The sequence below is a fragment of the Marinifilum sp. N1E240 genome, assembly GCF_009295825.1.
Classification (GTDB): domain Bacteria; phylum Bacteroidota; class Bacteroidia; order Bacteroidales; family Marinifilaceae; genus Marinifilum_A; species Marinifilum_A sediminis.
The window spans coordinates 926,651-949,651 of sequence record NZ_WHKF01000001.1; the positions used below are offsets into that span (position 1 = coordinate 926,651).

At 35.9% G+C, this 23,001-nt stretch carries 14 protein-coding genes; 12 read left to right on the forward strand and 2 right to left on the reverse strand.

The genetic code is table 11. The features are described 5' to 3' along the window. The first annotated feature begins 68 nt into the window (after window positions 1–68). The 5 genes from leuC to ilvA all read left to right on the forward strand — a co-directional run bounded on the left by leuC (window position 69) and on the right by ilvA (window position 6,133). Complete coding sequence (leuC, locus tag GCQ56_RS03920) at window positions 69–1,469, forward strand: 3-isopropylmalate dehydratase large subunit (protein WP_152733074.1); 1,401 nt, start codon at window positions 69–71, stop codon at window positions 1,467–1,469. A 70-nt stretch (window positions 1,470–1,539) separates the two neighbouring features. Further along, on the forward strand, window positions 1,540–2,124 hold the full coding sequence (gene leuD, locus GCQ56_RS03925) for a 3-isopropylmalate dehydratase small subunit (protein ID WP_152733075.1): 585 nt from the start codon (window positions 1,540–1,542) through the stop codon (window positions 2,122–2,124). Window positions 2,125–2,142: 18 nt separating this feature from the next. Next, window positions 2,143–3,702, forward strand: a complete 1,560-nt coding sequence (locus GCQ56_RS03930; RefSeq protein ID WP_227005981.1) for an alpha-isopropylmalate synthase regulatory domain-containing protein — start codon at window positions 2,143–2,145, stop codon at window positions 3,700–3,702. Between the two features lie 9 nt (window positions 3,703–3,711). Further along, window positions 3,712–4,782: a 3-isopropylmalate dehydrogenase gene (leuB, locus tag GCQ56_RS03935; RefSeq protein ID WP_152733076.1), complete on the forward strand. Its 1,071-nt coding sequence runs from the start codon at window positions 3,712–3,714 to the stop codon at window positions 4,780–4,782. Window positions 4,783–4,867: 85 nt separating this feature from the next. Next, on the forward strand, window positions 4,868–6,133 hold the full coding sequence (ilvA, locus tag GCQ56_RS03940) for a threonine ammonia-lyase IlvA (RefSeq protein ID WP_299992859.1): 1,266 nt from the start codon (window positions 4,868–4,870) through the stop codon (window positions 6,131–6,133). Window positions 6,134–6,197: 64 nt separating this feature from the next. Here ilvA and GCQ56_RS03945 read toward each other — a convergent pair whose 3' ends face one another. Continuing rightward, window positions 6,198–8,273, reverse strand: coding sequence for a prolyl oligopeptidase family serine peptidase (locus tag GCQ56_RS03945; protein ID WP_152733077.1), 2,076 nt, complete (start codon window positions 8,271–8,273; stop codon window positions 6,198–6,200). Between the two features lie 30 nt (window positions 8,274–8,303). After that, window positions 8,304–10,379 (reverse strand): prolyl oligopeptidase family serine peptidase, encoded by a 2,076-nt coding sequence (locus tag GCQ56_RS03950; RefSeq protein ID WP_152733078.1) that lies wholly within the window; start codon window positions 10,377–10,379, stop codon window positions 8,304–8,306. A gap of 177 nt (window positions 10,380–10,556) precedes the next feature. On the opposite strand from GCQ56_RS03950, the gene GCQ56_RS03955 reads away from it, so the two are divergent. From GCQ56_RS03955 to GCQ56_RS03985, 7 genes are all read left to right on the forward strand, one after another. Beyond that, window positions 10,557–12,092, forward strand: a complete 1,536-nt coding sequence (locus GCQ56_RS03955; RefSeq protein ID WP_152733079.1) for a TldD/PmbA family protein — start codon at window positions 10,557–10,559, stop codon at window positions 12,090–12,092. A gap of 44 nt (window positions 12,093–12,136) precedes the next feature. Further along, entirely contained in the window at window positions 12,137–13,453 is a 1,317-nt protein-coding gene (locus GCQ56_RS03960) for a TldD/PmbA family protein (protein ID WP_152733080.1), read from the forward strand. 132 nt (window positions 13,454–13,585) lie between these two features. Next, window positions 13,586–15,199: a DUF6377 domain-containing protein gene (locus tag GCQ56_RS03965; RefSeq protein ID WP_152733081.1), complete on the forward strand. Its 1,614-nt coding sequence runs from the start codon at window positions 13,586–13,588 to the stop codon at window positions 15,197–15,199. Window positions 15,200–15,487: 288 nt separating this feature from the next. Further along, window positions 15,488–18,415, forward strand: coding sequence for a TonB-dependent receptor (locus tag GCQ56_RS03970; protein WP_152733082.1), 2,928 nt, complete (start codon window positions 15,488–15,490; stop codon window positions 18,413–18,415). A 75-nt stretch (window positions 18,416–18,490) separates the two neighbouring features. Continuing rightward, the gene (locus GCQ56_RS03975) at window positions 18,491–19,966 is read left to right on the forward strand and encodes a RagB/SusD family nutrient uptake outer membrane protein (protein WP_193323705.1); all 1,476 of its coding nucleotides are present in this window, start codon (window positions 18,491–18,493) and stop codon (window positions 19,964–19,966) included. A 33-nt stretch (window positions 19,967–19,999) separates the two neighbouring features. Next, window positions 20,000–20,704, forward strand: a complete 705-nt coding sequence (locus tag GCQ56_RS03980; protein WP_152733084.1) for a SusF/SusE family outer membrane protein — start codon at window positions 20,000–20,002, stop codon at window positions 20,702–20,704. A 172-nt stretch (window positions 20,705–20,876) separates the two neighbouring features. Then, window positions 20,877–22,952, forward strand: coding sequence for a glycoside hydrolase family 97 protein (locus GCQ56_RS03985; protein ID WP_152733085.1), 2,076 nt, complete (start codon window positions 20,877–20,879; stop codon window positions 22,950–22,952). The last annotated feature ends 49 nt before the right edge of the window (window positions 22,953–23,001 follow it).

Genomic DNA, 23,001 nt, shown 5'->3' on the forward strand with positions numbered 1-23,001 from the left:
CATTAAATAAATATTGAATAATTGGTACTCTCATTTAAAGTGAGAATAGCAAACAAGAAATTATAAGAATGGAACCAAAAACACTATTTGATAAGGTATGGGACGCTCACGTTGTTGAGAAAATTGAAGGTGGTCCCTCAGTATTGTATATCGATAAGCATTTAATTCATGAGGTTACAAGTCCGCAGGCATTTGCTGGTTTAGAACAGCGTGGTTTAAAGGTTTTCCGTCCTGAAAAAACCATTGCAACTCCAGATCATAATATACCTACCGAGAATCAGCACCTGACAATTAAAGATGAATTGTCGAGAAAGCAGGTGGAAACTTTGACAGCAAATTGTGAAAAGAATAACATTTCTCTTTACGGATTAAATCATCCATACAATGGGATTGTTCACGTGGTGGGACCAGAATTGGGACATACACAACCAGGTATGACTATGGTTTGTGGTGATAGTCATACATCTACTCACGGCGCATTTGGAGCTGTTGCTTTCGGTATCGGAACATCAGAGGTTGAAATGGTTCTGGCAACACAGTGTATTCTACAGCCTAAACCAAAGAAAATGCGAATTACCGTTGATGGTGAATTGCAAAGAGGAGTTACTGCAAAGGATCTTACTTTATATGTAATTGCACAGTTGGGAACAGGTGGAGCAACTGGTTACTTTGTTGAGTATGCAGGTTCAGCTGTTAGCAGTTTAAGTATGGAAGGTAGAATGACAGTTTGTAATATGAGTATCGAAATGGGTGCTCGTGGAGGAATGATTGCTCCGGACGAAACTACTTTTGAATATGTGAAAGGTCGCGAATTTGCACCTAAAGGTGAAGATTGGGATAAAGCAGTTGCAAAATGGAAAGCATTAAAAACAGATGATAAAGCTGTTTTCGATAAGGAATATACATATAAGGCTGAAGATATTGAACCGATGCTTACTTATGGTACTAATCCGGGAATGGGAACAGGTATTTCCGGAAGTATTCCTGATGCCACAAGTATAGATCCTACGGAATTACCAACATTCAAAAAGTCTTTGGATTACATGGGTTTTGACCTAGGGGATAGATTACTGGGTAAAAAAGTAGATTATGTATTTGTAGGTAGTTGTACCAACGGGAGAATAGAAGATTTGAGAATTCTTGCTTCGGTTGTTAAAGGAAAGAAAAAAGCTGATTCGATAACAGCATGGATTGTTCCAGGTTCTAAGCAAGTTGAGAAACAAGCGCAAGAAGAAGGATTGGTTGAAATTTTAGAAGAGGCTGGTTTCAAGCTTCGTCAGCCAGGATGTTCTGCCTGTTTAGCAATGAACGATGACAAGATCCCTGCTGGAAAATATAGTGTTTCTACATCGAATCGAAATTTTGAAGGAAGACAAGGACCAGGTTCAAGAACATTGTTAGCAAGTCCGTTAACAGCTGCAGCAGCCGCTGTAACAGGAGTGATCAGTGATCCCAGAGAATTGTTTTAGTAAAAATATTCATTAATATTTTTTAGCTAAAGGCTACAAGCCAAAAGCTAATAGCTCAAAAAAAAATAATATGCCAATAGATAAATTTACCGTGCTAGAGTCATCTTATGTGCCACTTCCGGTAGAAAACGTAGATACGGATCAGATTATACCTGCGCGATTTTTGAAAGCAACGAGTCGTGAAGGATTTGGAGAGAATTTATTCAGAGACTGGAGGTTTGCTGCAGATGGAACTCCTGATAAAGATTTCGTTTTGAATAAATCGAATTATACGGGAAAGATTCTGGTTGCTGGAAAAAACTTCGGAAGCGGATCTTCGAGAGAACATGCTGCATGGGCGATTCATGATTATGGATTTAAGGTAGTGGTAAGTAGTTTTTTTGCTGATATTTTTAAGGGAAATGCATTAAATAATGGAGTACTTCCTGTAATTGTCACACCTGAGTTTCTTACTAAAATATTCGATGCTGTAGAGAAAGACAATAACCAGGAATTAGTCGTTGATCTTGAAAAACAGAGCATTTCATTGAATGATCAAAAGGAAGAGTTTGAGATCAATCCTTACAAGAAAAACTGTTTGTTGAATGGATTCGATGATATCGATTTTCTTTTAAACAAGAAGGAAAGTATAAAAGCCTTTGAACTGAAAAACTAATCTTTCAAGCCTAATTAAATGAACGAACTGCGTAGCTTAGAAATTATGGATACCACCCTCAGGGATGGTGAGCAGACTTCGGGTGTAAGTTTCAATGCCGATGAAAAGTTAGGTGTTGTAAAACTAATGTTACAATCCCTGAAAGTCGATAGAATGGAGGTGGCTTCCGCCAGAGTATCGGAAGGCGAATTTCAAGCGGTAAGGCGAATTACCAAATGGGCAGAAAAGAATGACTGTTTGGATAAGATTGAAGTGTTGGGTTTTATTGACGGTAAGGCATCTTTAGATTGGATTTTTGAGAGTGGTGCTCGAGTGGTTAACTTACTTTCGAAAGGATCTCTAAAACACTTGCAGGGTCAACTTCGCAAAACACCTGGTCAGCACGTTCAAGATGTTAAGGATGCGGTTGCTTATGCTACAGAATTAGGAATAAAGGTTAATCTTTATTTGGAAGATTGGTCGAATGGAATGATGACTTCCCGTGATTACGTTTGGTATTTATTGGATGAATTGCAAAAGGAAAATATTCAGCGATTTATGCTTCCTGATACGCTAGGAGTTATGAATCAGGTTCAAGCATTTGATTTCTGTTATGCTTGTCGTGAAAGGTATCCAAAATTGCATTTTGATTTTCATGCACACAATGATTACGACCTGGCGCTTGCCAATGTATATTCAGCAGTTTTAGCAGGAATGAATGGTGTTCACACTACCGTGAATGGATTGGGTGAGCGTGCGGGTAATGCACCATTGGCATCGGTAGTTGGTGTAATAAAAGATCATTTGTCGCTTAAGATTAATGTAAACGAAGAGAAAATAAACACAGTCAGTAGAATTGTTGAAACATTCTCGGGAATAAGAATTCCAGCTAACAAACCATTGGTTGGTGAAAATGTATTCACACAAACCTGTGGAGTTCATGCCGATGGCGATTCCAAAGATGACTTGTATTTTAACAGATTAATGCCGGAACGATTTGGAAGAGAACGAAAGTATGCACTTGGAAAAACATCCGGTAAGGCAAATATCAAGAAAAATTTAGAAGAACTGGGAATGACACTTGAAGAGGAAACCATGAAAAAGGTAACTCAACGAGTGATTGAATTGGGCGATAAAAAGGAAACGGTAACTACCGAGGATCTTCCCTATATCGTTTCGGATGTTTTGAATCAGAGTATGGAAGAAATGCCAATTCGGATCAAACATTATTCACTCTCCTTATCGAAAGGTATGCGACCATTTGCTTCCATAAATTTGGAAATTAATGGTGAAATGCATGAAGGAACAGCTTCCGGTGATGGTCAGTATGATGCTTTTATGAATGCCATTTGGAGTATTTACGCCAAGTTGGATAAAAGACGTCCAATTTTGAAAGATTATTTGGTTCGAATACCACCTGGAGGAAAAACGGATGCCTTGGTTGAGACTTTGATTACCTGGGATTATAATGGTAAGTATTTTAAAACCCGAGGTTTAGATCCTGATCAGTTGGAAGCGGCAATTAAAGCCACTTCACGTATGCTCAACCTTTTGGAGCAACAAGATAGTGTAGAAAATAAATCAGTAACAACAGAATAATAAACAACAATGACTTATAAAATAGCAGTATTAGCAGGAGATGGTATTGGACCTGAAATAGTGGCTCAAGCAAAAAAGGTAACCGATGCAATATGCAAGAAATTTGGTCACGACTTCGAATATACCGAAGCACTGGTAGGTGCAACAGCAATTGATCAGGTTGGTGATCCTTATCCTGCAGAAACACATGAATTGTGTATGCAGTCAGATGCCGTACTTTTTGGAGCAATTGGAGATCCTAAGTTCGATAATGATCCTTCCGCTAAAGTACGCCCGGAACAGGGACTTTTGGCAATGCGTAAAAAATTGGGTTTGTATGCCAATCTTCGTCCGGTAAATACTTTTAAATCACTGATTCACAAATCACCATTGAAAACCGAATTGGTTGATGGTGCTGATTTTATGTGTATTCGTGAGTTAACGGGTGGTATTTATTTTGGTCGCCCGCAAGGGAGAAGCGAAGATGGACAAACCGCCTTCGATTCTTGTGTTTATACAGCAGGAGAAATAGAGCGAATTGTGCGTTTAGGGTTTGAATATGCAGGTAAGCGTAGAAAAAAACTAACTATTGTTGATAAGGCAAATGTATTGGCAACCTCAAGATTGTGGAGAGAAACTGCTCAGAGAATCGAGCCTGAATTTCCTGATATTGAAGTAGAATATATGTTTGTAGATAATGCTGCGATGCAAATTATTACCTGGCCAAAGCGTTTCGATGTGATGGTAACAGAAAACATGTTTGGAGATATCCTAACTGATGAGGCGAGTGTGATTTCAGGATCAATGGGAATGTTACCATCGGCATCAATTGGAGTTCATACTTCAGTATTTGAGCCAATTCATGGTTCTTATCCGCAAGCTGCAGGTAAAAATATTGCCAATCCTTGCGCTACTGTGCTTTCTGCGGCCATGATGTTCGAATATGCATTTGGTATGATGAAAGAAGGTGCTTTGATTCGTGAAGCCATTGATCAATCATTAGAAGCTGGTATTGTTACAGAAGATATAGCTGATGACAAGAAATCTTACTCAACATCAGAGGTTGGGGATTGGTTGGCTGGATATATAGAGAAAGCGTAAGTTAAAATGTTGACAGCGTAGAGCAGTCAGCTATCAGCCAAAGGAATATGCTGAAAGCTGATGGCTGTTTAATCAAGGGGGAAACGTGACGGAAAAACAAGAACACTATTATCCGAAAATGTCGGATATCGTAAAGGCAGGTAGAACGGTTAAAGAAGTAGTTCAAACAACACCAGTTCTGCAAAATTTAAACCTTTCGCTTAAATATGATTCCAATATCATGTTGAAACGAGAGGATTTACAGGTTGTACGATCTTATAAAATAAGAGGTGCCTACAATAAGATATCAGGACTTTCAAAAGAAAAATTGGCAAAGGGCATTGTATGTGCCAGTGCAGGAAATCACGCACAAGGTGTTGCTTATTCTTGTAAGAAATTGGCTTGTTCGGGAGTAATCTACATGCCGGAAACAACTCCAAAACAAAAAATAAAACAGGTAAAAATGTTTGGTGGTGAGTTCGTTGAAATTATCCTTACGGGAGATACTTTTGATGATGCCTCGAACAAGGCTGTGGCAGATGCCGCAGTACAAGGAAAAACATTTATCCATCCTTTTGATGATCCAAAAATTATTGAAGGGCAGGGAACTATTGGTCTGGAAATATTACAGGAATGTACCGAACCAATTGATTATATCATAGTTCCGATAGGAGGTGGAGGATTAGCATCAGGTTTAGGAGCTTGGATTAAAGAGTTTAGCTCGAATACCAAAATGATTGGAGTAGAGCCCGAAGGTGCTCCTTCTATGAAAACGGCTTTTGAGAAAGGTGAAAATGTTTCATTGGATTGTATAGATAGATTTGTTGATGGAGCAGCAGTTCAAAAGGTAGGAAATCTTACCTGGCGAGTTTGTCAAAAAGTGTTAGATGATGTAATTGTGGTTCCTGAAGGACTAATTTGTTCCACCATTTTACGACTGTATAACGAGGATGCAATTGTTGCTGAACCTGCAGGAGCTTTATCTATTGCAGCTCTTGAATTGCTCTCGGATAAACTAAAAGGAAAAAATGTAGTTTGTATTCTTAGTGGAAGCAACAACGACATCACCCGAATGGAGGAAATAAAGGAACGCAGTCTTCTTTACGAGGGGTTAAAGCATTATTTTATAGTCCGTTTTCCTCAGCGATCAGGAGCCTTAAAAGAATTTGTAAATGATGTTTTAGATTCTAGTGATGATATTACTCATTTTGAATATTACAAGAAAAGCAGTCGTGAAAAAGGACCAGCTGTAATAGGAATTGAAGTTCGGTATCCAGAGGATTTAAAAAGGTTGCAAAATAGAATGACAGAGCGAAACTTTGTTTTTGAATACCTAAATGATAAAACTGATTTGTTTCAGTTTATAGTATGAGAGAATAGTTTATAACAATCGAAAAAGCGATATCTGAAATACAGATATCGCTTTTTTTTATGAATTAATTTGTCAGAACTTTCATAATAAAACGAAACATATCTGATTTACTATCAACTTCTGTAACTTTACTATTGGCTCCGCCGTGTCCTGCGTTTTGTTCAACCCTCAGTAGAATAGGATTTTTTTGACTCGATCTATTTTGAAGGGCAGCAACAAATTTATACGAATGAAAAGGAGGAACTCTATCATCATTTTCAGAAGTCATTACCAACATAGCAGGATAATTCAACTCTTTTTTAATATTGTGCAGAGGTGAATACTGTCTTAAATTTAAAAAATCCAAAGAATCTTTAACAGTTCCAAATTCATCTAAATGAAAACTACCCACAGTAAATTTTTCGAATCTTAACATGTCTGTAACTGCCACTATTGGAATTACTGCAGCATACAATTCCGGTCTCTGAATGGCGGCAGCTGTGACAATTAAGCCACCATGTGAAGTTCCTGTAATGGCTAATTTTTTTGGATTTGTATATTTTTCAGCAATTAAGAATTCCGCAGCTTCATTGAAATCGTTAATTGAGTTTTGTTTATTTAACCTTCTACCAGCTTCAGCCCATTCAAACCCCAAATATCCACCACCACGAATATTTGCATATGCAAAAAGTCCTCCTTGTTCTATAAAATAGACAATGCCAGGATCAAATTTAGGAGTGGATATTGAACCAAAGCCACCATAAGTTTTTAAAATAGTTGGATTATTACCATCCAATTTTAATCCTTTTTTATAGACCAGTGTTAATGGAACTTTTGTACCATCCTTAGTAGTGTATTTTAAAAGTTTGTATTCATAGTTTTTATAGTGGTATGTAATATGTGTTTTTTCTCCATTTTTAGTTTCAAATGTGTTGATATTAAAATAGTATTGAATTTTTGGTAAGGTATAGCATTCATTATAATAAACTAGGTTTTCTTCATTTTTAGGACCATCAAATCCATAAACAGAGCTAGCGATTGGCATTGGTTTTGTGTGCAATGTTTTTCCGTTGAAATCGTACATTTTTATAATGGGTTGATGATCCGTTTGAAATACACATAAAATGCAATTTTCTTTTACACGAGTCTTTGTGAGAATGGCATCACTATGGGCAGGAACTATTTCACGCCACTGATAAGGAGCATATGGATCAATTTCTACTACTGATCCACAGTTGTTATTCAAAAATGTTTTGACAATGAATTTACCATCATTACTGTCGATAAATGAAAGTTCTTCAGCTTGTTTCATTAAAAGAGGACGTAAATATGGTTGTTCTGATTCGTAGTCAATAAAAAAGTAGTTGAAATGATCTGACACCTCTTCTTCCAGAACAAAAAATCTTTCATTGAAAGAGACTTTATATGAAAAGCTGGCATTTGGGTTTTTTCGTTTAAAAATCAATTTGTCTTGACTTTGCAATTCACCTAATTTGTGATAGTAAACCTCTTCTCCTTCAGAAGCTGAAAATTTACCATTGAAAGGGTATTTAGAATAGAAAAAACCATCGCGATACCATTTTACTGTTGAATATTTTATACCTTGAATTAGATCTTTGTTTTTTGTGCCTGAGGGTAAATTTATAACCCTGGCTTCCATCCAGTCAGAGCCATCTTCGCTTGTTAAATAACATAACTTTTGTGAATCCTTGGAAACAGAGAAGCCTCGAATGTTTTTTTTCTTCCCATTTGTATTGTAATTCGGATCAACTAAAAGATCATAAACTTCATCCGTTTTTTCTCCAAAATATAAACCTGCACTTGCATGCCCATTTCTAATCTTATATGAGAAATAATACTTTCCATGCTTAGCTGAGTAATTGGTCTCTGTGCAAGAATACCTGTCTAAATCATGTTTGCACCTATATTTAGTTGTACCACTCCTAATAAATTTATTGAAGAGCTTATTTTGTTCCTTCACCCATGTTTGCACTTCGAAGTTTTCAACATTTTCTAACCATCTGTAATCATCTTTAACCGGCAAATAGTTGAAAAAAGTGTCAATTACTTCTTTTTTCTGACAAGGAGGATATTCAATTTTTTGAGAATATGATTGAAAGATCAACAAAATACTAAAACAAACAATTAACAGATATTTCATTGTTTTTTGATTTTAGGTTATCACGAAGGTTTATTTCATTAATATTTTCATTAGAAAATCATAAAAATTGGCAGTGAAGTTAACACGAGAATAGATGTTTATACCACCATGATGACCAGCATTTTTTTCTACTCTTAAAAGAATAGGATTTGTTTGTACTTTTCTGTTTTGAAGTTCAGCCACAAATTTATAGGAATGCAATGGAGGAACACGATCATCATTTTCAGATGTCATAACCAACATAGCCGGATAGTTTACATCCTCCTTAATATTATGAAGAGGCGAGTAACTAAGCAGGTTTGTAAAATCCAAAGAGTCTTTTACTGTACCAAACTCATCTATGTGTAGAGCACCCACTGTAAATTTTTCAAATCGAATCATATCTGTAACGCCCACAACCGGGATTACAGCTGCATATAAATCGGGACGTTGAATAGCTGCAGCAGCTACTATCAATCCTCCATGTGAACCTCCTGAACAAGCCATTTTTTCAGGCTTAGAATATCCCTCTTTTATTAAGTATTCAGCAGCAGCATTAAAATCATCAATGGTATTTTGTTTGTTTAGGCGCTTACCTGCTCGAGACCATGAAATACCTAAATCTCCACCTCCTCTAATATTGGCATAAGCATAAACTCCACCTTTTTCAATAAAGTGAACAATACCTGGATCAAAGTGTGGCATTGAAATCGATCCAAAACCTCCATAGGCTTTTAATAAACAGGGATTATTACCATCAAGTTTTAAATCTTTTTTATAAACCAGGTTCATAGGAACATTAATGCTGTCATTAACTGGATATTGAATCGATTTTGTGATGTAATTTTTAAAGTTGAATGTAATGTTAACCGCCTCACCATATTCAATTTTAAAGGTTTTGATATTGAAATGATAAGAAATGGATGGCATGGTGTATTGCTGTCTGTAGAAAATAACATTTTCATCTTCTTTTTCCCCGTCAAAACCACTAATCGAACTGCCATTTGGGAAATTCATATTAAAAAGCTGCTTGCCAGAGTAATCGAATACTTTCAATATAGGATGTTGATTACTTTGGTAAGTTACCAGAATACGATCGATTTTTGGAATGCAATTTAGCATTACACCGTTTTCAATTTGTGGAATTATTTGTCTCCATTTATATGGATTATAGGGATCAATAGCCACAACAGAACCTCCATTTGATTTTTTACCAGTAATGGCTATCAATTCATTATCTTGACTATCTAGTATTGAGATGTTTGACCTTTGTTTCATTAACAATGGTCGTAGAAATGGTTTTTCTGAATGAAAATCAATAAAAAAGTAGTTGAAATAATTGGCAGTTTCTTCTTCTAAAATAAAATAACGCTCATCCGAGGTGGTTTGATATGTAAACTTATTAGAAGGATTTTTTCTTTTGAAAATTAACTTGTCATTTTTCTGATCATCACCTAAAGTATGATAGTAAACTTCTTCACCAACCGCTGCATAGAACTCACCTAAATTTGGGTATTTGGAATAATAGAAACCATTTCCTTTCCAGGCAACAGAAGAATATTTAATCCCTTTTAAGTGATCTTTCTTCTCGGCGCCAGAGGGTAAACCTACAACTTTAATCTCTCTCCAGTCAGTTCCATTTCGATTAATCATATAAGCCAAATTCTTAGAATCGAGCGAAACATCAAAGCCGGTAATATCAACTTTATCCCCATTATTTTTGAAGTTGGGATCTACTATTAGTTGATTAATATCATCAAAGCTGTCACCCATATATAATCCTGAAGATGCTAGTTTATTTCTGCGACCATAGCAAAAGTAGTATTGTCCTATTTTAGAGGCATAAAAACCATCTATATATGAATATTTCTTTATTGCTGCCTTCGAATTGTATTTTGAAGAAGCTTTTTGAAGGAATTTTTTGGATATTTTTTTTTCCGCTTCGATCCAGGATATTACACTATCTGTTCTTACATTTTCTAACCAACGGTAATTATCACGGACAAGATAATCATTGAAAAAAGTATCGATAACTGTATGTTTTTTACATGTAGGATATTCTATATTTTGGCTATTACCAGTGTGAACTATTAATAATAAGATTATAAAATTGATAAAGTATTTCATTAGATTGGGAATATGGTTTTAATTTAAATATCAAAAATAATAAAAACTATTGATAACTAATGGTAGTTAAAACTGATTTTAATTATTCGGAATTAATATTTTATTATGACAATAAAAAGTGGTAACTTTTTGCTGCCAAAGAAATCAAAGAAAACCCAAACCCTAAAAAACAGTTTTATGAAGAATGAATTTTCAAGAAGAGAGTTTATCCGAACAGGATCTGTCTCTCTTGCAGGAATGGCGATTTTGCCCTCATTTTTAAGTATGGGATGTAATCGACTTACTGAACAATCAGGATTGGAAGAGTACTTAGCTCATTTCAATGTTGATAGAGAAATACTACAAAAGGTGATTTCAGAAGCCTTATCAAGAGGTGGAGATTATTGCGATTTGTATTTCGAACACTCTCTTTCAAACTATGTTGGTCTTCAGGATAATGAAGTGAATCGTGCGGGTTCAAATATTGATTACGGTGTTGGTGTTAGGGTTTTGAAGGGTGATCAAACCGGCTATGCATTTTCTGAAGAGGTAAGTTTAGAAGCAATGTTGAAAGTAGCAAAAACGGCTGCAAGTATTGCCAATGAAAGCAAAAATTTCCCTGCTGTGGATCTATCAGAGAAGGTACATCCTGATTATTACAATTTTAAAACTTCGTGGGAAGACGTTTCCATCAAGCAGAAAATCCCATATTTACAAAAACTGAATGACAAGATCTTCGCACTAGATGATAAGGTGGATAAGGTTCAGGTTTATTTAAATGATGATTCTAGTTACATGCTATTTGCGAACTCTGAAGGAGTTTTAAGCTTTGATTACAGACCAATGTTCAGCTTATATGCAAGTGCAGTAATGATCGATGGAGATAAGAAAGAAGATTTTGGTGCTTCACGTTCGATGAGAGTTGGTTTTGAATATTTGAAGGAAGAATTGTTGGATGAAATGGCTAATGAAATTGTTACTGGTGCAAAACGACAGTTTTTAGCAGGTAAGCCAAAGGCAGGAGAAATGCCAGTGGTTTTGGCAGCAGGAAGTTCTGGTATTTTATTGCATGAGGCAATTGGTCATGCTTTCGAGGCTGATTTTAATCGCAAGGAAACGTCAATTTTTGCTGATAAAATGGGCAAGAAAATTGGTGAAGACTTTGTTACAATTGTTGATGATGGAACAAATCCTAATATTAGAGGATCTGTTAATATTGATGATGAAGGAATTGATACACAAAAGACCAAATTGGTTGAAAATGGTGTATTAACAAGTTACATTCACGATAGAATTAGTGCTAAGCATTATGGGGTAAATCCAACAGGTAACGGTCGTAGAGAATCTTTCCGTTATGCACCGCTTCCACGAATGAGAAATACTTATATGGAAAATGGTCCTCACTCAAAAGAGGATATCATTTCAAGTGTGAAGGAAGGTATTTTTGTTGATTCATTTACCAATGGAGAAGTTCAAATCGGAGCTGGTGATTTTACGTTCTATGTGAAGGCTGGATATTTAATTGAAGATGGTAAAATAACACAACCTATTAAGGATATCAACTTGATTGGTAATGGTCCTGAAGCTTTAGGACACATTGAAATGGTTGGTAACGACTTTAAAATGGACTGCGGTACTTGGACCTGTGGAAAAGGTGGACAAGGTGTACCTGTTTCGTTGGGATTACCAACTATTAAGGTTGCAAAGCTAACCGTTGGTGGTGTTAATGCTTAATAAAGCATTAGAGTTAACATTTTATCAATTAAAAAGAAGTTTCGATGAAAGACAATAAAAAAATGGAATTAGCCCATTGGGCATCCAAATATGCCACTGAAAATGGTGCCAAGGAAGTTTCAGTTTCGGTTTATGATTCTAAAGAATCCGAAGTTGAAGTAAGAAAACAAAAAATAGAAAAAATACAGGAATCCATAGAAAGTGGATTAAGTATTAAACTCTATGTGAATGGAAAATATTCTACTCATTCTACCAATCGATTAAAGAAGAATGAGTTGGAGAGATTTATCAAAGAAGCTATATTAGGAACCAATTACTTAGCTGAAGATAAATATCGCTCTCTGCCAGATCGCCATTTATGCTATGATGGAGAAGAGAAGGATCTGAAGTTATTCGATTCAAGCTATGACACCATTGATCCTCGTCAGAAGATTGATTTGGCGATGCAGGTTGAGGCGGAAACAATAGGAATGGATGATAGAATTATTACGGTTTCAGGATCTTATGGTGATGGATCCTATCGCAGTTATATGGTCTTGAGTAATGGTGTTGAAGGATTTAAAGAATCAACATCTTACTCGGTAAGTGCAAGTGCATCCATAAATGGAGGAGATAGTCGTCCGAGTGATTATCATTACAATGCTGCCAGATTCTGGAATCAACTATCAGGCGAAGGGGTTGGTAAATATGCAGTTGAACGCGCATTAAGGAAAATTGGAGCAAAGAAGATTAAATCAGGGAAAATGGAAATGTTGATTGAAAACAGATCCGTAGGTCGTGTATTTAGTTCTCTTCTTCAACCTTTGTTTGGCTATAATATTCAACAAAAAAGATCATTTTTAGAAGGTAAAATTGGACATAAAATCGCTACAGATTTATTGACGATTACTGACAATCCATTTATAGAATCTGGACGTAACTCTCGATTGTATGATAGTGATGGTTTGGCAGCTAGAAAAATGGCTGTTATAGAAAATGGTGTTCTTCGTACCTATTACATTGGAGATTACTATGGAAAGAAATTAGAAATGGAACCTACTACAGGTTCATCCTCGAATCTGATTTTCAAATCTGGCACAAAAAATCTGGAAGGATTAACCAAAGATATGGATGAGGGAATTTTGGTTACTGGTTTTAATGGAGGTAATTCCAATCCGGCAACAGGAGATTTCTCAGTTGGTGTTGAAGGATTTTACGTTAAGAAAGGGGTAATAATTCATCCGGTTTCTGGAATGAATATTACTGGAAATCATAAAGACGTTTGGAATCAGTTGATAGCGGTAGGTAATGATCCATTAACGAATCGTTCGTGGCAAACTCCAAGTATGATGTTTGAGGGAATTGATTTTAGTGGTTTATAGTCAATTCGAATATTTAAGATACAAAGCCCCAATCTTTAGTTGGGGCTTTATTTTGTTACATCAGTGAATGTATTTTGTGAAAGTGAGAATTGTTTTACTTTTACACTCAATTCCAATTAAGATCCCTCAGTTATGTGGAAAACACTATTTTCTTTTTTCAGCTTACTTTTTCTGTTTTGTACCATTTCATATGGTCAAAATGATTCTCTTGATTATCAATTTAAATTAGCAGATAAATACTTGCTTAAAAAGGATAGTATTATACAAGCGAAAAAGAATAAATTGGAAATTTTATTTGACTCACTTCAATTTTATAAAAGTTCGCAGAATACCGAAGAAGAATTTAAACTACAGGTTAAAATGACAAAGGAATATGAATCCTTTGTATACGATTCTGCCTTTCATTATGGAACCCAGGCAATAAAAACAGCTTATAAATTAAAGCAGCCTAAAAAAATTGCTGAAGCAAAAACCAATATCGCACTAATTTTATTGTTGAAGGGATTGTTTAAAGAAACTATCGATACCTTAGAAACAATAAATCCTAAAGTCTTAGATATAAATAAACGCATTCAATATTATTCGGTTGCATACAGATCTTATTATGACCTTTCCAATTCCAGATGGGGATATTATCAGCCCAAATATAGAGAAATAGGTCACAAATATTGTGAAAAGATATATGAGGAAGGAGATCCTAATTCGTTTGATTACCTTCTGGCTAAAGGCTTGAATAGTTTGATTATTGGGAGTAATAGAGAGGCAATTTCATACTATGAAAAATTGGTCAATGAGTACGAATTAACTTCACATCAATCAGCCATTTGCAATTGTGGGTTAGGAATTGCTTATTCGCGTTTCTTCGAGAATGATAAGGCAATGTATTATCTATTAAAAGCAACAATTGATGATATAAAATCCGCAACGACTGAAACAGTGGCAGCAAAGGTATTGGCAGAACTTTTACATTACGATGGAAGAGTAGAGGAAGCTTATAAATTCATTGAACATGCTCAGAAGGATGCAGGTTTTTTCGGAAGTCATGCACGAAGATTAGAAATTTCATATATCAAGCCAGACATTGAAGCTGCCATGTTGAATAAGGTGGAAAAAGAGAAGGATTTAATGTTTTCTGTTGCCATTATAATTTTCATTTTATCCATTGTAATTGTTTCATTTATTGTAATTGTATACAAACAATTAAGAGAGATTCGAAAAGCTAGAAAGGAAGTTCTTACTGCAAATGAGAATCTTCAGGAAGTAAATGATATGCTCCGAGAGGTAAGTAAAATTAAGGAGGAGTACGTAGGATATTATTTCAATTTTAGTTCTCAGTTTATTGAGAAAATTGAAACCATGAAAAAAGCCATTTCTCGACAGTTAATGACCAAGCAGTACGATACCATTGAAATGGAATTGAAGAATTACAATTCGAAGAAAGAACGTCAGAATTTGTTCGAAGATTTTGATAGAATATTCTTAAAATTATTCCCCGATTTTGTAAACCGATTCAATCAACTTTTCAGCGAAGAAAATAAAATATCATTAAAAGATTCCCAAAGTTTAAATACTGATTTGCGAATATTTGCTCTCATTCGTTTAGGCATAAACGACAATGAAAAAATTGCTAGTATTCTCAACTTCTCGGTAAATACTATCTACACCTACAAAACAAAAATTAAGAACCGAGCTTTGGTTCCAAATGAGGAATTTGACGCAAAAATAATGGAAATTAAATCGGTTTAAGTCAATATTACATCAATATATCGTCTATATTTTCTTGATTGTGCATTTTGTGTAATGTGCAGTAGGTCAGTATGAATTCATTTTTAGAATTCTTTTATTATCTATATTTCTTATAGGTATTTAGTAATTCAATGTGTCCGTAAGTTTCTTTGACCTTCGAAATTAAAATATCATTTCCTGCAGGATGATTTTAGTTTCGACCGGAAATGGGAAATCGGTTTTGAATACATCAAATTATGCTTCTAAACGAAGCTGACGCGTGAAGTACTAACTCTATTAAAAAGAATTATGAAAAAATTATTATTGTTGTTTTGGGCTGTGTTCCTTTCTATAGGGATTTTTGCTCAAACTCAGGAAATAAATGGAAAGGTGTTGGATGCGTCCAATGGAGAACCTTTACCAGGAGTTTCCGTTGTTGTAAAAGGTACAACTACAGGTACTGCAACAAGTCTTGATGGAGATTTTTCTCTTTCAGCCGATAAAGGTCAAATTCTTATTTTCTCTTTTGTTGGATACATTAATCAGGAAATTGCAATAGGTACAACCGAAAACGTTGAAGTACTGCTGGAGCCAGATGTTATGAATCTGGAACAGGTTGTTGTTGTTGGTTATGGAATCCAAAAGAAAAAGGATAAAACTGGTGCAGTTATGAATATTGGAGCAGATGATCTTCAACAAGGAGTTCTTCAGGATCCTATTCAGGGAATAATGGGTAAAGTTGCCGGTGTAAACATTACCAAAAAAGGTGGCGATCCAAATGCAGGATTTAATGTTCAGATTCGTGGTACCGCTGGATTCTTCTCAGGTACTTCTCCTTTATATGTTGTTGACGGAGTTCCTGGTGTTGATCCAACAACCATTTCAGTGGAAGATATTGAGTCTTTTAATGTCTTGAAAGATGCCTCTTCGGCGGCAATTTATGGATCTCGTGGTGCTACGGGTGTTATCCTTATTACTACAAAGCAAGGAAAGCGCAATCAGAAAGGCAAAATCTCTTATTCGGGGTATATTTCTTCTGATATTGTTGCCAATGAATTGGATTTGCTGAATGCTGACGAAATTAGACAATATGCAAGCGAGAATAGCTTAACACTTGATGACGGCGGAGCTGATACCGATTGGCAGGATGAAGTATTTCGTACAGGAATGTCTCAATCCCATAATGTTTCAATGAGTGGTGGTGGAGAAGATCATACCTACCGAGCAAGTATTGGCTATACCAACTTTGATGGTGTTGTAAAAGGAACAGATAGAGAAAGAGCAATTGTTCGATTGAATGCTATGCAGAAAGGTATAAATGATAAGTTGACATTGAGTTTAAATTTATCGGGTACTTTTGAGAATAACAATTACGTACAGACAAGTGGAAATAATGGAGAAGCCGTTTTGTTTCAGACGTTCTCCAGAAATCCAACTTACCCGGTATACAATGCTGATGGATCTTATTTTGAAGTAAATGACTTTGAAAACTCCAATCCTCTTGCCTTAATCAATCAGATTCAAAATGAGCGCGATGCTAAAAGATATTTAGCAAATGCTAAGGCAGATTTTGAGATTGTAGATGGTTTGGTTGCTGGAATGAATGTGAGTTATCGAAAAGATGATGATGAGACTTGGTTTCACCGTCCTTCCTATCAAATCACATCAAGTGATGGTGGATATGCAAGAAGAAGTTACAATAACAATGAGACCAAAATGATGGAAGCTACCATTAAATACAACAGAGTGTTTAAAGAAAAGCACAATGTGAATTTATTGGGAGGATATTCATGGCAGGAAGATAAAAGAACGAGCTTTGCCGCGCAAGGAAGAGATTTACTTTCGGATGATGTTAATGCTGATAATCTTAGGTTTGCAAATGACGTTTTACCGCAGGATATAGAATCTTGGAAAGAGAGAAGTCGTTTGATTTCATTTATTGGTAGAGCTGTTTACAACTACAATTCTAAATACTATTTTACAACTACAATTCGTCGCGATGGATCTTCAAGATTTGGAGCAAATAACGAATGGGGATGGTTCCCATCTTTCTCAACAGCATGGGATATTTCAAGTGAGAATTTTATGGATAATGCTAGCTGGCTTGATCAATTAAAGTTGAGAGTTGGTTATGGTGTTACCGGTAATCAGGAAATTGGTAATTATCACGATATCGCTCGTATTGGAACCGGTGGAAGAACTTTAGATCCTACTACAGGTGAAGAAACTCTTGTAATTCAGCAATCGAGTAATGCTAACCCAGATTTGAAATGGGAAGAGAATAGAGAGTGGAACTTTGGTTTAGATTTCTCTTTGTTTAATAACAAACTAACAGGTTCGATTGATTATTACGATAAAACTACCGACGATTTATTAGCTGAATATGCAGTTCCTGTTCCTCCAAACAGATACGATAGAATCTATGCAAATGCTGGAGAAATTAGCAATAAAGGTTTAGAGATCAATTTAACTGCAAACCCTATTCGTACTGATAATTTCACTTGGAAATCAACCTATTCATTTTCTACCAACAAGCAGGAAGTAGTTTCCTTATCCGATAATAAATATTCATTGGATAACATGCATACATCATGGATTAGTGGTAGAGGAATGGTTGGTGTTTGGACTCAGCTAATTGAACCAGGACGCGAGTTAGGAACTTTCTATGGCTGGAAAAATGCTGGAATCGATCAGAATGGACAGTGGTTGTTCTATGATAAAGATGGAAACATTACCAAGGAACAAAGAGATGAAGACCGACAAGTAATTGGTCATGCATTACCTGATTTTACAATGAGCTGGACCAACCAGTTCACATATAAAAACTGGGATTTGAATTTCTCATTAAGAGCAGTAGTTGGTGGTGATGTACTTAACGTTACCCGAATGATTCTAGGTAATCCAAATATGCTGCCAAATAGAAATGCATTGAAAGATGCAATGAAATTGGCTCCGATTCTTTCGGATGCTCCTAAATTCTCTGATTATTATATAGAAGATGGATCATTCCTTCGTTTAGACAACATCACATTGGGATACAATCTAGATGTGGATAAAATTAGCTGGTTAAGTAATTGTCGATTCTATGTTAGTTCGAACAACTTGTTCACACTTACCAATTATTCAGGTATCGATCCTGAATCAAGTTATGGTGGGTATCAGAACTTAGGTTTGGATATGTATGATGTTTATCCTAAAACCAAAACCTTCACTTTTGGAATGAAAGTAGGTTTTTAAGGAGAAGTAATTTACATGAATTGAAAATCTCAGGAATGGGATTTATTTCAAAGCTTAACTAGAAAAATGAACAAGATGAAAATAAAAATAGTTGGTCTTTTTGCCATACTCGCTTTGTTTGCATCGTGTACCGATTTAAACGATCAAGTATACAGCGAACTCTTGGCAGATGAATATCCTGAGAATGAAACTCAGGCACAGTTAATCACAAATAATGCCTACTCACAATTGCAATCGCATATCGATGGTGGCTGGTGGTTTGCACAGGAAATTACATCCGATCTTATTGTTGCTCCTACTCGTGGTTCCGATTGGGATGATGGTGGAAAATGGAGAGCTCTACACACTCACACATGGGATAACAATCATGAATATGTAAACAACATGTGGCGTAATTTTTACAATGGTGTTACGGAATGTAATAAGGCAATTGAGTATTTGGGAGATGCCGAAGCTTCTAAAAATGCTGTGGCACAAATGAAAGTATTGCGTGCCTATTATTACTATTTGTTAATCGATAACTATGGCGATGTACCTTACGTTACAAGTTTTGCTGACGCACCTGCTGAACCAGAGAAAGTAAGTCGTGCTACGGTTTTTAATAACATTATCGCAGATATCGAAAGTGTATTTAATGATTTGTCTGGATCTTCTACGAGTTCTGTAAACCAGTATACTGCCTATGCTTTATTGGCAAAATTATACTTAAATGCTGAAGTATTCACAGGAACTGCAATGTGGGATAAATGTGAAGAGTATTGTGATTTAATTATTGCAGGACCATACAGTTTGGAATCGAATAGACTGGGTGCTTTTGTTACTGAAAATCAAAATTCACCAGAGAACATTTTTACTGTTCCTTATGATGAGGATAACTACCAGGGATTTATTCTTCACCGTAGAACTTTGCATTACACGAATACAACAACTTTTAATGCCAAAACAACTTTCTGGAATGGCTTCTGTGCTCAGGAAAGATTGGTTGAATTGTTTGAGGATGCCGATCAGCGTAAAGCAGGTTTATTATTAGGACAGCAGTATTCATCAACTGGTGAAATGCTGGTAGATACTGATGCAGGTAATGCGCCGGTAATTTTCACTAAAGAAGTACCAGCCTTACGAATGGACGCTTCTTATTCATCTGAAGAAATTCGTTTCTCAGGAGCTCGTATGGTAAAGTTCGAAATTAAGAGTGGCGTTAAGGATAACCTGAGTAATGATCTTCCTATTTTCCGTTTAGCAGATTTCAAGTTGATGAAAGCGGAGTGTGAACTAAGAAAAACAGGAGGAAGTTTGGCTATCGCAAAAGCTGAAATTAATGATATCAGAACTATTGCTGGCGCGACAATCTGGGATAATGCTGATATCACATTGGACAATCTTCTAGCTGAAAGAGGTAGAGAAATGTGGTGTGAGGCGCATCGTCGTCAGGATTTAATTCGCTTTGGGAAATTTACAGATTCATGGTGGGAAAAATCACCTGATACCGAGACGAATTATTTGTTTCCGATACCTCAATGGGCGATCGATAGTAACGCAAATTTGAACTAATGGTGGAATCACCAATTGAAAAATAATTTAGAAATGAATAAATTATCAATAATACTAATAGCCATTTTCGCAAGTGTTAGTTTTACCTCTTGCGATGATGAAGTAGATGCTCCAAATGTTTTGGAAATCTACAATGGATACTATATTTCTGGTGATGCTACACCTTTTTCGGGACTTGAAACTGGTGGTGGAATGGTTGCCGGAAATGTAGTAGGACAAGCCACTAAATTTTTGGATTTAAGCAATGGGAATATTGTAATTACTCATGAAAACAATTCTACAGCAGAACAGCCAAATACAACCAGTTTTGGTTTGAATTCAGCTGATGAATTGGTTATCGATGGAGATGTAATAAACTTTGCTGAAACAGCTGGCAAGTACTTTTTTAGAATTGACACCACTGCTAAATCAATTTCTCATGTAGCAATTGAAAGCTGGGGAGCGATTGGAAGTGCAACTCCAGGAGGCTGGGGAGAGGATACTAATATGACCTTGGAATCTTCGGATAATGGAGAGTACATCTATACCGTAACAGTAGATTTGATTGGAGGCGAATGGTTAAAATTCAGAGCCAATGATCAATGGGCACCTCAATTTGGAGTTGTAGATGGAAGTTTATCATTGCGATTGTTCGATTCAGAATCTGATCCGGGATCTATTCAGGTTCCTGAGAGTGGCAATTACACAATCAAGTTGATTTTGGGAACCAAATTCGACTATGAATTAAAAAAGAATTAAATCTGTTGAAAGACAATTTAACAAAGCATTTCACCGTATTAGCCTTAGGTGAGATAAATTAGAAATTTTAGTTAGGGATGTTCGTCTTTTAACGGCGAACATCCTAAATTTATAGTCCGGTGGTTCATAAACCATTAGGATTTTTTCAGTTTTATTTAAGTATCAACCAACTATGAATTTGAGATCAATTCTTTATGCATTTCTGGGAGTGATGTTATTTGCATCATGTTCCAATGGAAAAATGGACACCACAGTAAAATCGCCTGATGGAAAAATTGGGCTTGAGTTTGTCATGCAGGAAGGACAAGCTGTTTACAATGTAACTTTTAACGGAAAGTCAATTATTGAACCTTCAAAAATGGCTTTCGATTTTAAAAACTTACCATCTATCGAAAAAGGATGGAAGATTGTGAATACTCAAAGCATGTCAAGTAATACTACTTGGGAAATGCAATGGGGTGAGAAAAGAACTGTTACGGATAATTACAACAAATTGAAATTATCTTTAGAAGAGGAAAAAGCGCCACATCGTAAAATGAACATTGTGTTTAAAGTTTATAACGATGGACTAGGTTTCCGTTATGAATTTCCTGAGCAGGAAGCAATGAAAGAGGTGATGATTACCGAAGAGAGAACTCAGTTTAATCTTACTGGTGATCACAAAGTATGGTGGATTCCTGGTGATTGGGATATTTACGAGCACCTATATCATACTACGAATTTTACAGGTATTAATGCTACTGAATTGCGAAATAACGACAATCTTGCTCAAACTTCTATTCCTGTGAATGCAGTTAATACACCAGTTACTATGAAAACAGCTGATGGTGTTTATTTGAGTTTTCACGAAGCAAATCTAACTGATTATTCAGGAATGACCTTGAAAGTAAACAAGGAAGAATTGATGTTTGAAAGTAACCTGGTTGGATCGAAGAACAATGATTATAAGGTGAAAAGAAGCTTACCTTTTAATACCCCATGGAGAACCATTCAAATTGCTGAAAGTGCAGGATCTTTAATCGAATCAGATTTGATTGTAAATTTAAATGAACCAAATAAAATTGGATCGGTAGATTATTTTAAGCCGATGAAATATGTTGGAATTTGGTGGGATATGCATGTTGGAACTAAAAGCTGGGATATGGCTAGTGGTAAACATGGTGCAACAACCGAATATGCTAAGGAATTAATCGATTTTGCAGCCGAAAATAATATTGGTGGTATTTTGGTTGAAGGATGGAATACTGGATGGGAACACTGGATTGGTTTCGAAGATCGTGAAGGTGTTTTTGATTTTGTAACTCCTTATAAAGATTATGATTTGGCTGAAGTTGTTCGTTACGGAAAGTCAAAAGGAGTGGAGTTGATCATGCATCATGAAACTTCAGCAGCTCCGAGAACTTACGATCAGCAAATGGATACAGCATACCATTTAATGAACTCTTTGGGAATTCATTCGGTTAAAACCGGCTATGTTGGTAAAATCATCCCTAAAGGAGAATTCCACCACGGACAGTGGATGGTAAATCATTACCGAAGAGCTATTGTAAAAGGAGCAAAAAATAAGATTGCGATTAATGCTCATGAACCTATTAAAGCAACCGGTTTAAGAAGAACTTATCCGAATGCAATAGCACGTGAAGGACTTCGTGGACAAGAGTTTAATGCATGGGCAAGCGATGGTGGTAATCCTCCGGAACATCTACCAATTGTTGCATTTACAAGAATGTTAGCTGGTCCTATTGATTATACTCCTGGTATTTTCAATATCAAGTTAACACCTCACAAGCCAAATAACCAGGTGAATACAACCTTAGCACATCAGTTGGCTTTGTACGTTGTTTTAAATAGCCCAATTCAAATGGTTCCTGATTTGATTGAAAACTACAAAGGAAATGATGCATTCCAGTTCATTCGCGATGTTGCTGTAAATTGGGAACAAACGAAAGTATTGAATGGTGAAATTGGTGACTTTGTTACCATAGCTCGTCAGGACAGAGAATCTAACAATTGGTTTGTGGGCGCTATTACTGATGAGAATGAGCGCGACATGGAGATCCGTTTTGATTTTCTTCCAAAAGGAAAAGAGTATAAAGCAACTCTTTATATCGATGGAAAGAATGCTCATTGGGATGAGAACCCAACAGAATATGAGATAAAAGAACAAACTGTAAATGCAGATTCAAACATGAAATTGCATTTAGCAGCTGGTGGTGGAGCAGCTATTAGTTTGATAGAAGTAAAGTAGATAAAACTTTAACAATATTTTAAGTGGTATTCCTTTAGGGGGATGCCAC

What these genes read in the sequence shown, in the direction of transcription:
- GCQ56_RS03960 (WP_152733080.1), top strand. Translation starts at nt 12,137, where the DNA reads ATGAAAGACAATAAAAAAATGGAATTAGCCCATTGGGCATCCAAATAT.
- GCQ56_RS03980 (WP_152733084.1), top strand. Translation starts at nt 20,000, where the DNA reads ATGAATAAATTATCAATAATACTAATAGCCATTTTCGCAAGTGTTAGT.
- GCQ56_RS03945 (WP_152733077.1), bottom strand. Translation starts at nt 8,273, where the DNA reads ATGAAATATCTGTTAATTGTTTGTTTTAGTATTTTGTTGATCTTTCAA.
- GCQ56_RS03985 (WP_152733085.1), top strand. Translation starts at nt 20,877, where the DNA reads ATGAATTTGAGATCAATTCTTTATGCATTTCTGGGAGTGATGTTATTT.
- leuB (WP_152733076.1), top strand. Translation starts at nt 3,712, where the DNA reads ATGACTTATAAAATAGCAGTATTAGCAGGAGATGGTATTGGACCTGAA.
- GCQ56_RS03950 (WP_152733078.1), bottom strand. Translation starts at nt 10,379, where the DNA reads ATGAAATACTTTATCAATTTTATAATCTTATTATTAATAGTTCACACT.
- GCQ56_RS03965 (WP_152733081.1), top strand. Translation starts at nt 13,586, where the DNA reads ATGTGGAAAACACTATTTTCTTTTTTCAGCTTACTTTTTCTGTTTTGT.
- GCQ56_RS03975 (WP_193323705.1), top strand. Translation starts at nt 18,491, where the DNA reads ATGAAAATAAAAATAGTTGGTCTTTTTGCCATACTCGCTTTGTTTGCA.
- GCQ56_RS03970 (WP_152733082.1), top strand. Translation starts at nt 15,488, where the DNA reads ATGAAAAAATTATTATTGTTGTTTTGGGCTGTGTTCCTTTCTATAGGG.
- GCQ56_RS03955 (WP_152733079.1), top strand. Translation starts at nt 10,557, where the DNA reads ATGAAGAATGAATTTTCAAGAAGAGAGTTTATCCGAACAGGATCTGTC.
- leuC (WP_152733074.1), top strand. Translation starts at nt 69, where the DNA reads ATGGAACCAAAAACACTATTTGATAAGGTATGGGACGCTCACGTTGTT.
- GCQ56_RS03930 (WP_227005981.1), top strand. Translation starts at nt 2,143, where the DNA reads ATGAACGAACTGCGTAGCTTAGAAATTATGGATACCACCCTCAGGGAT.
- leuD (WP_152733075.1), top strand. Translation starts at nt 1,540, where the DNA reads ATGCCAATAGATAAATTTACCGTGCTAGAGTCATCTTATGTGCCACTT.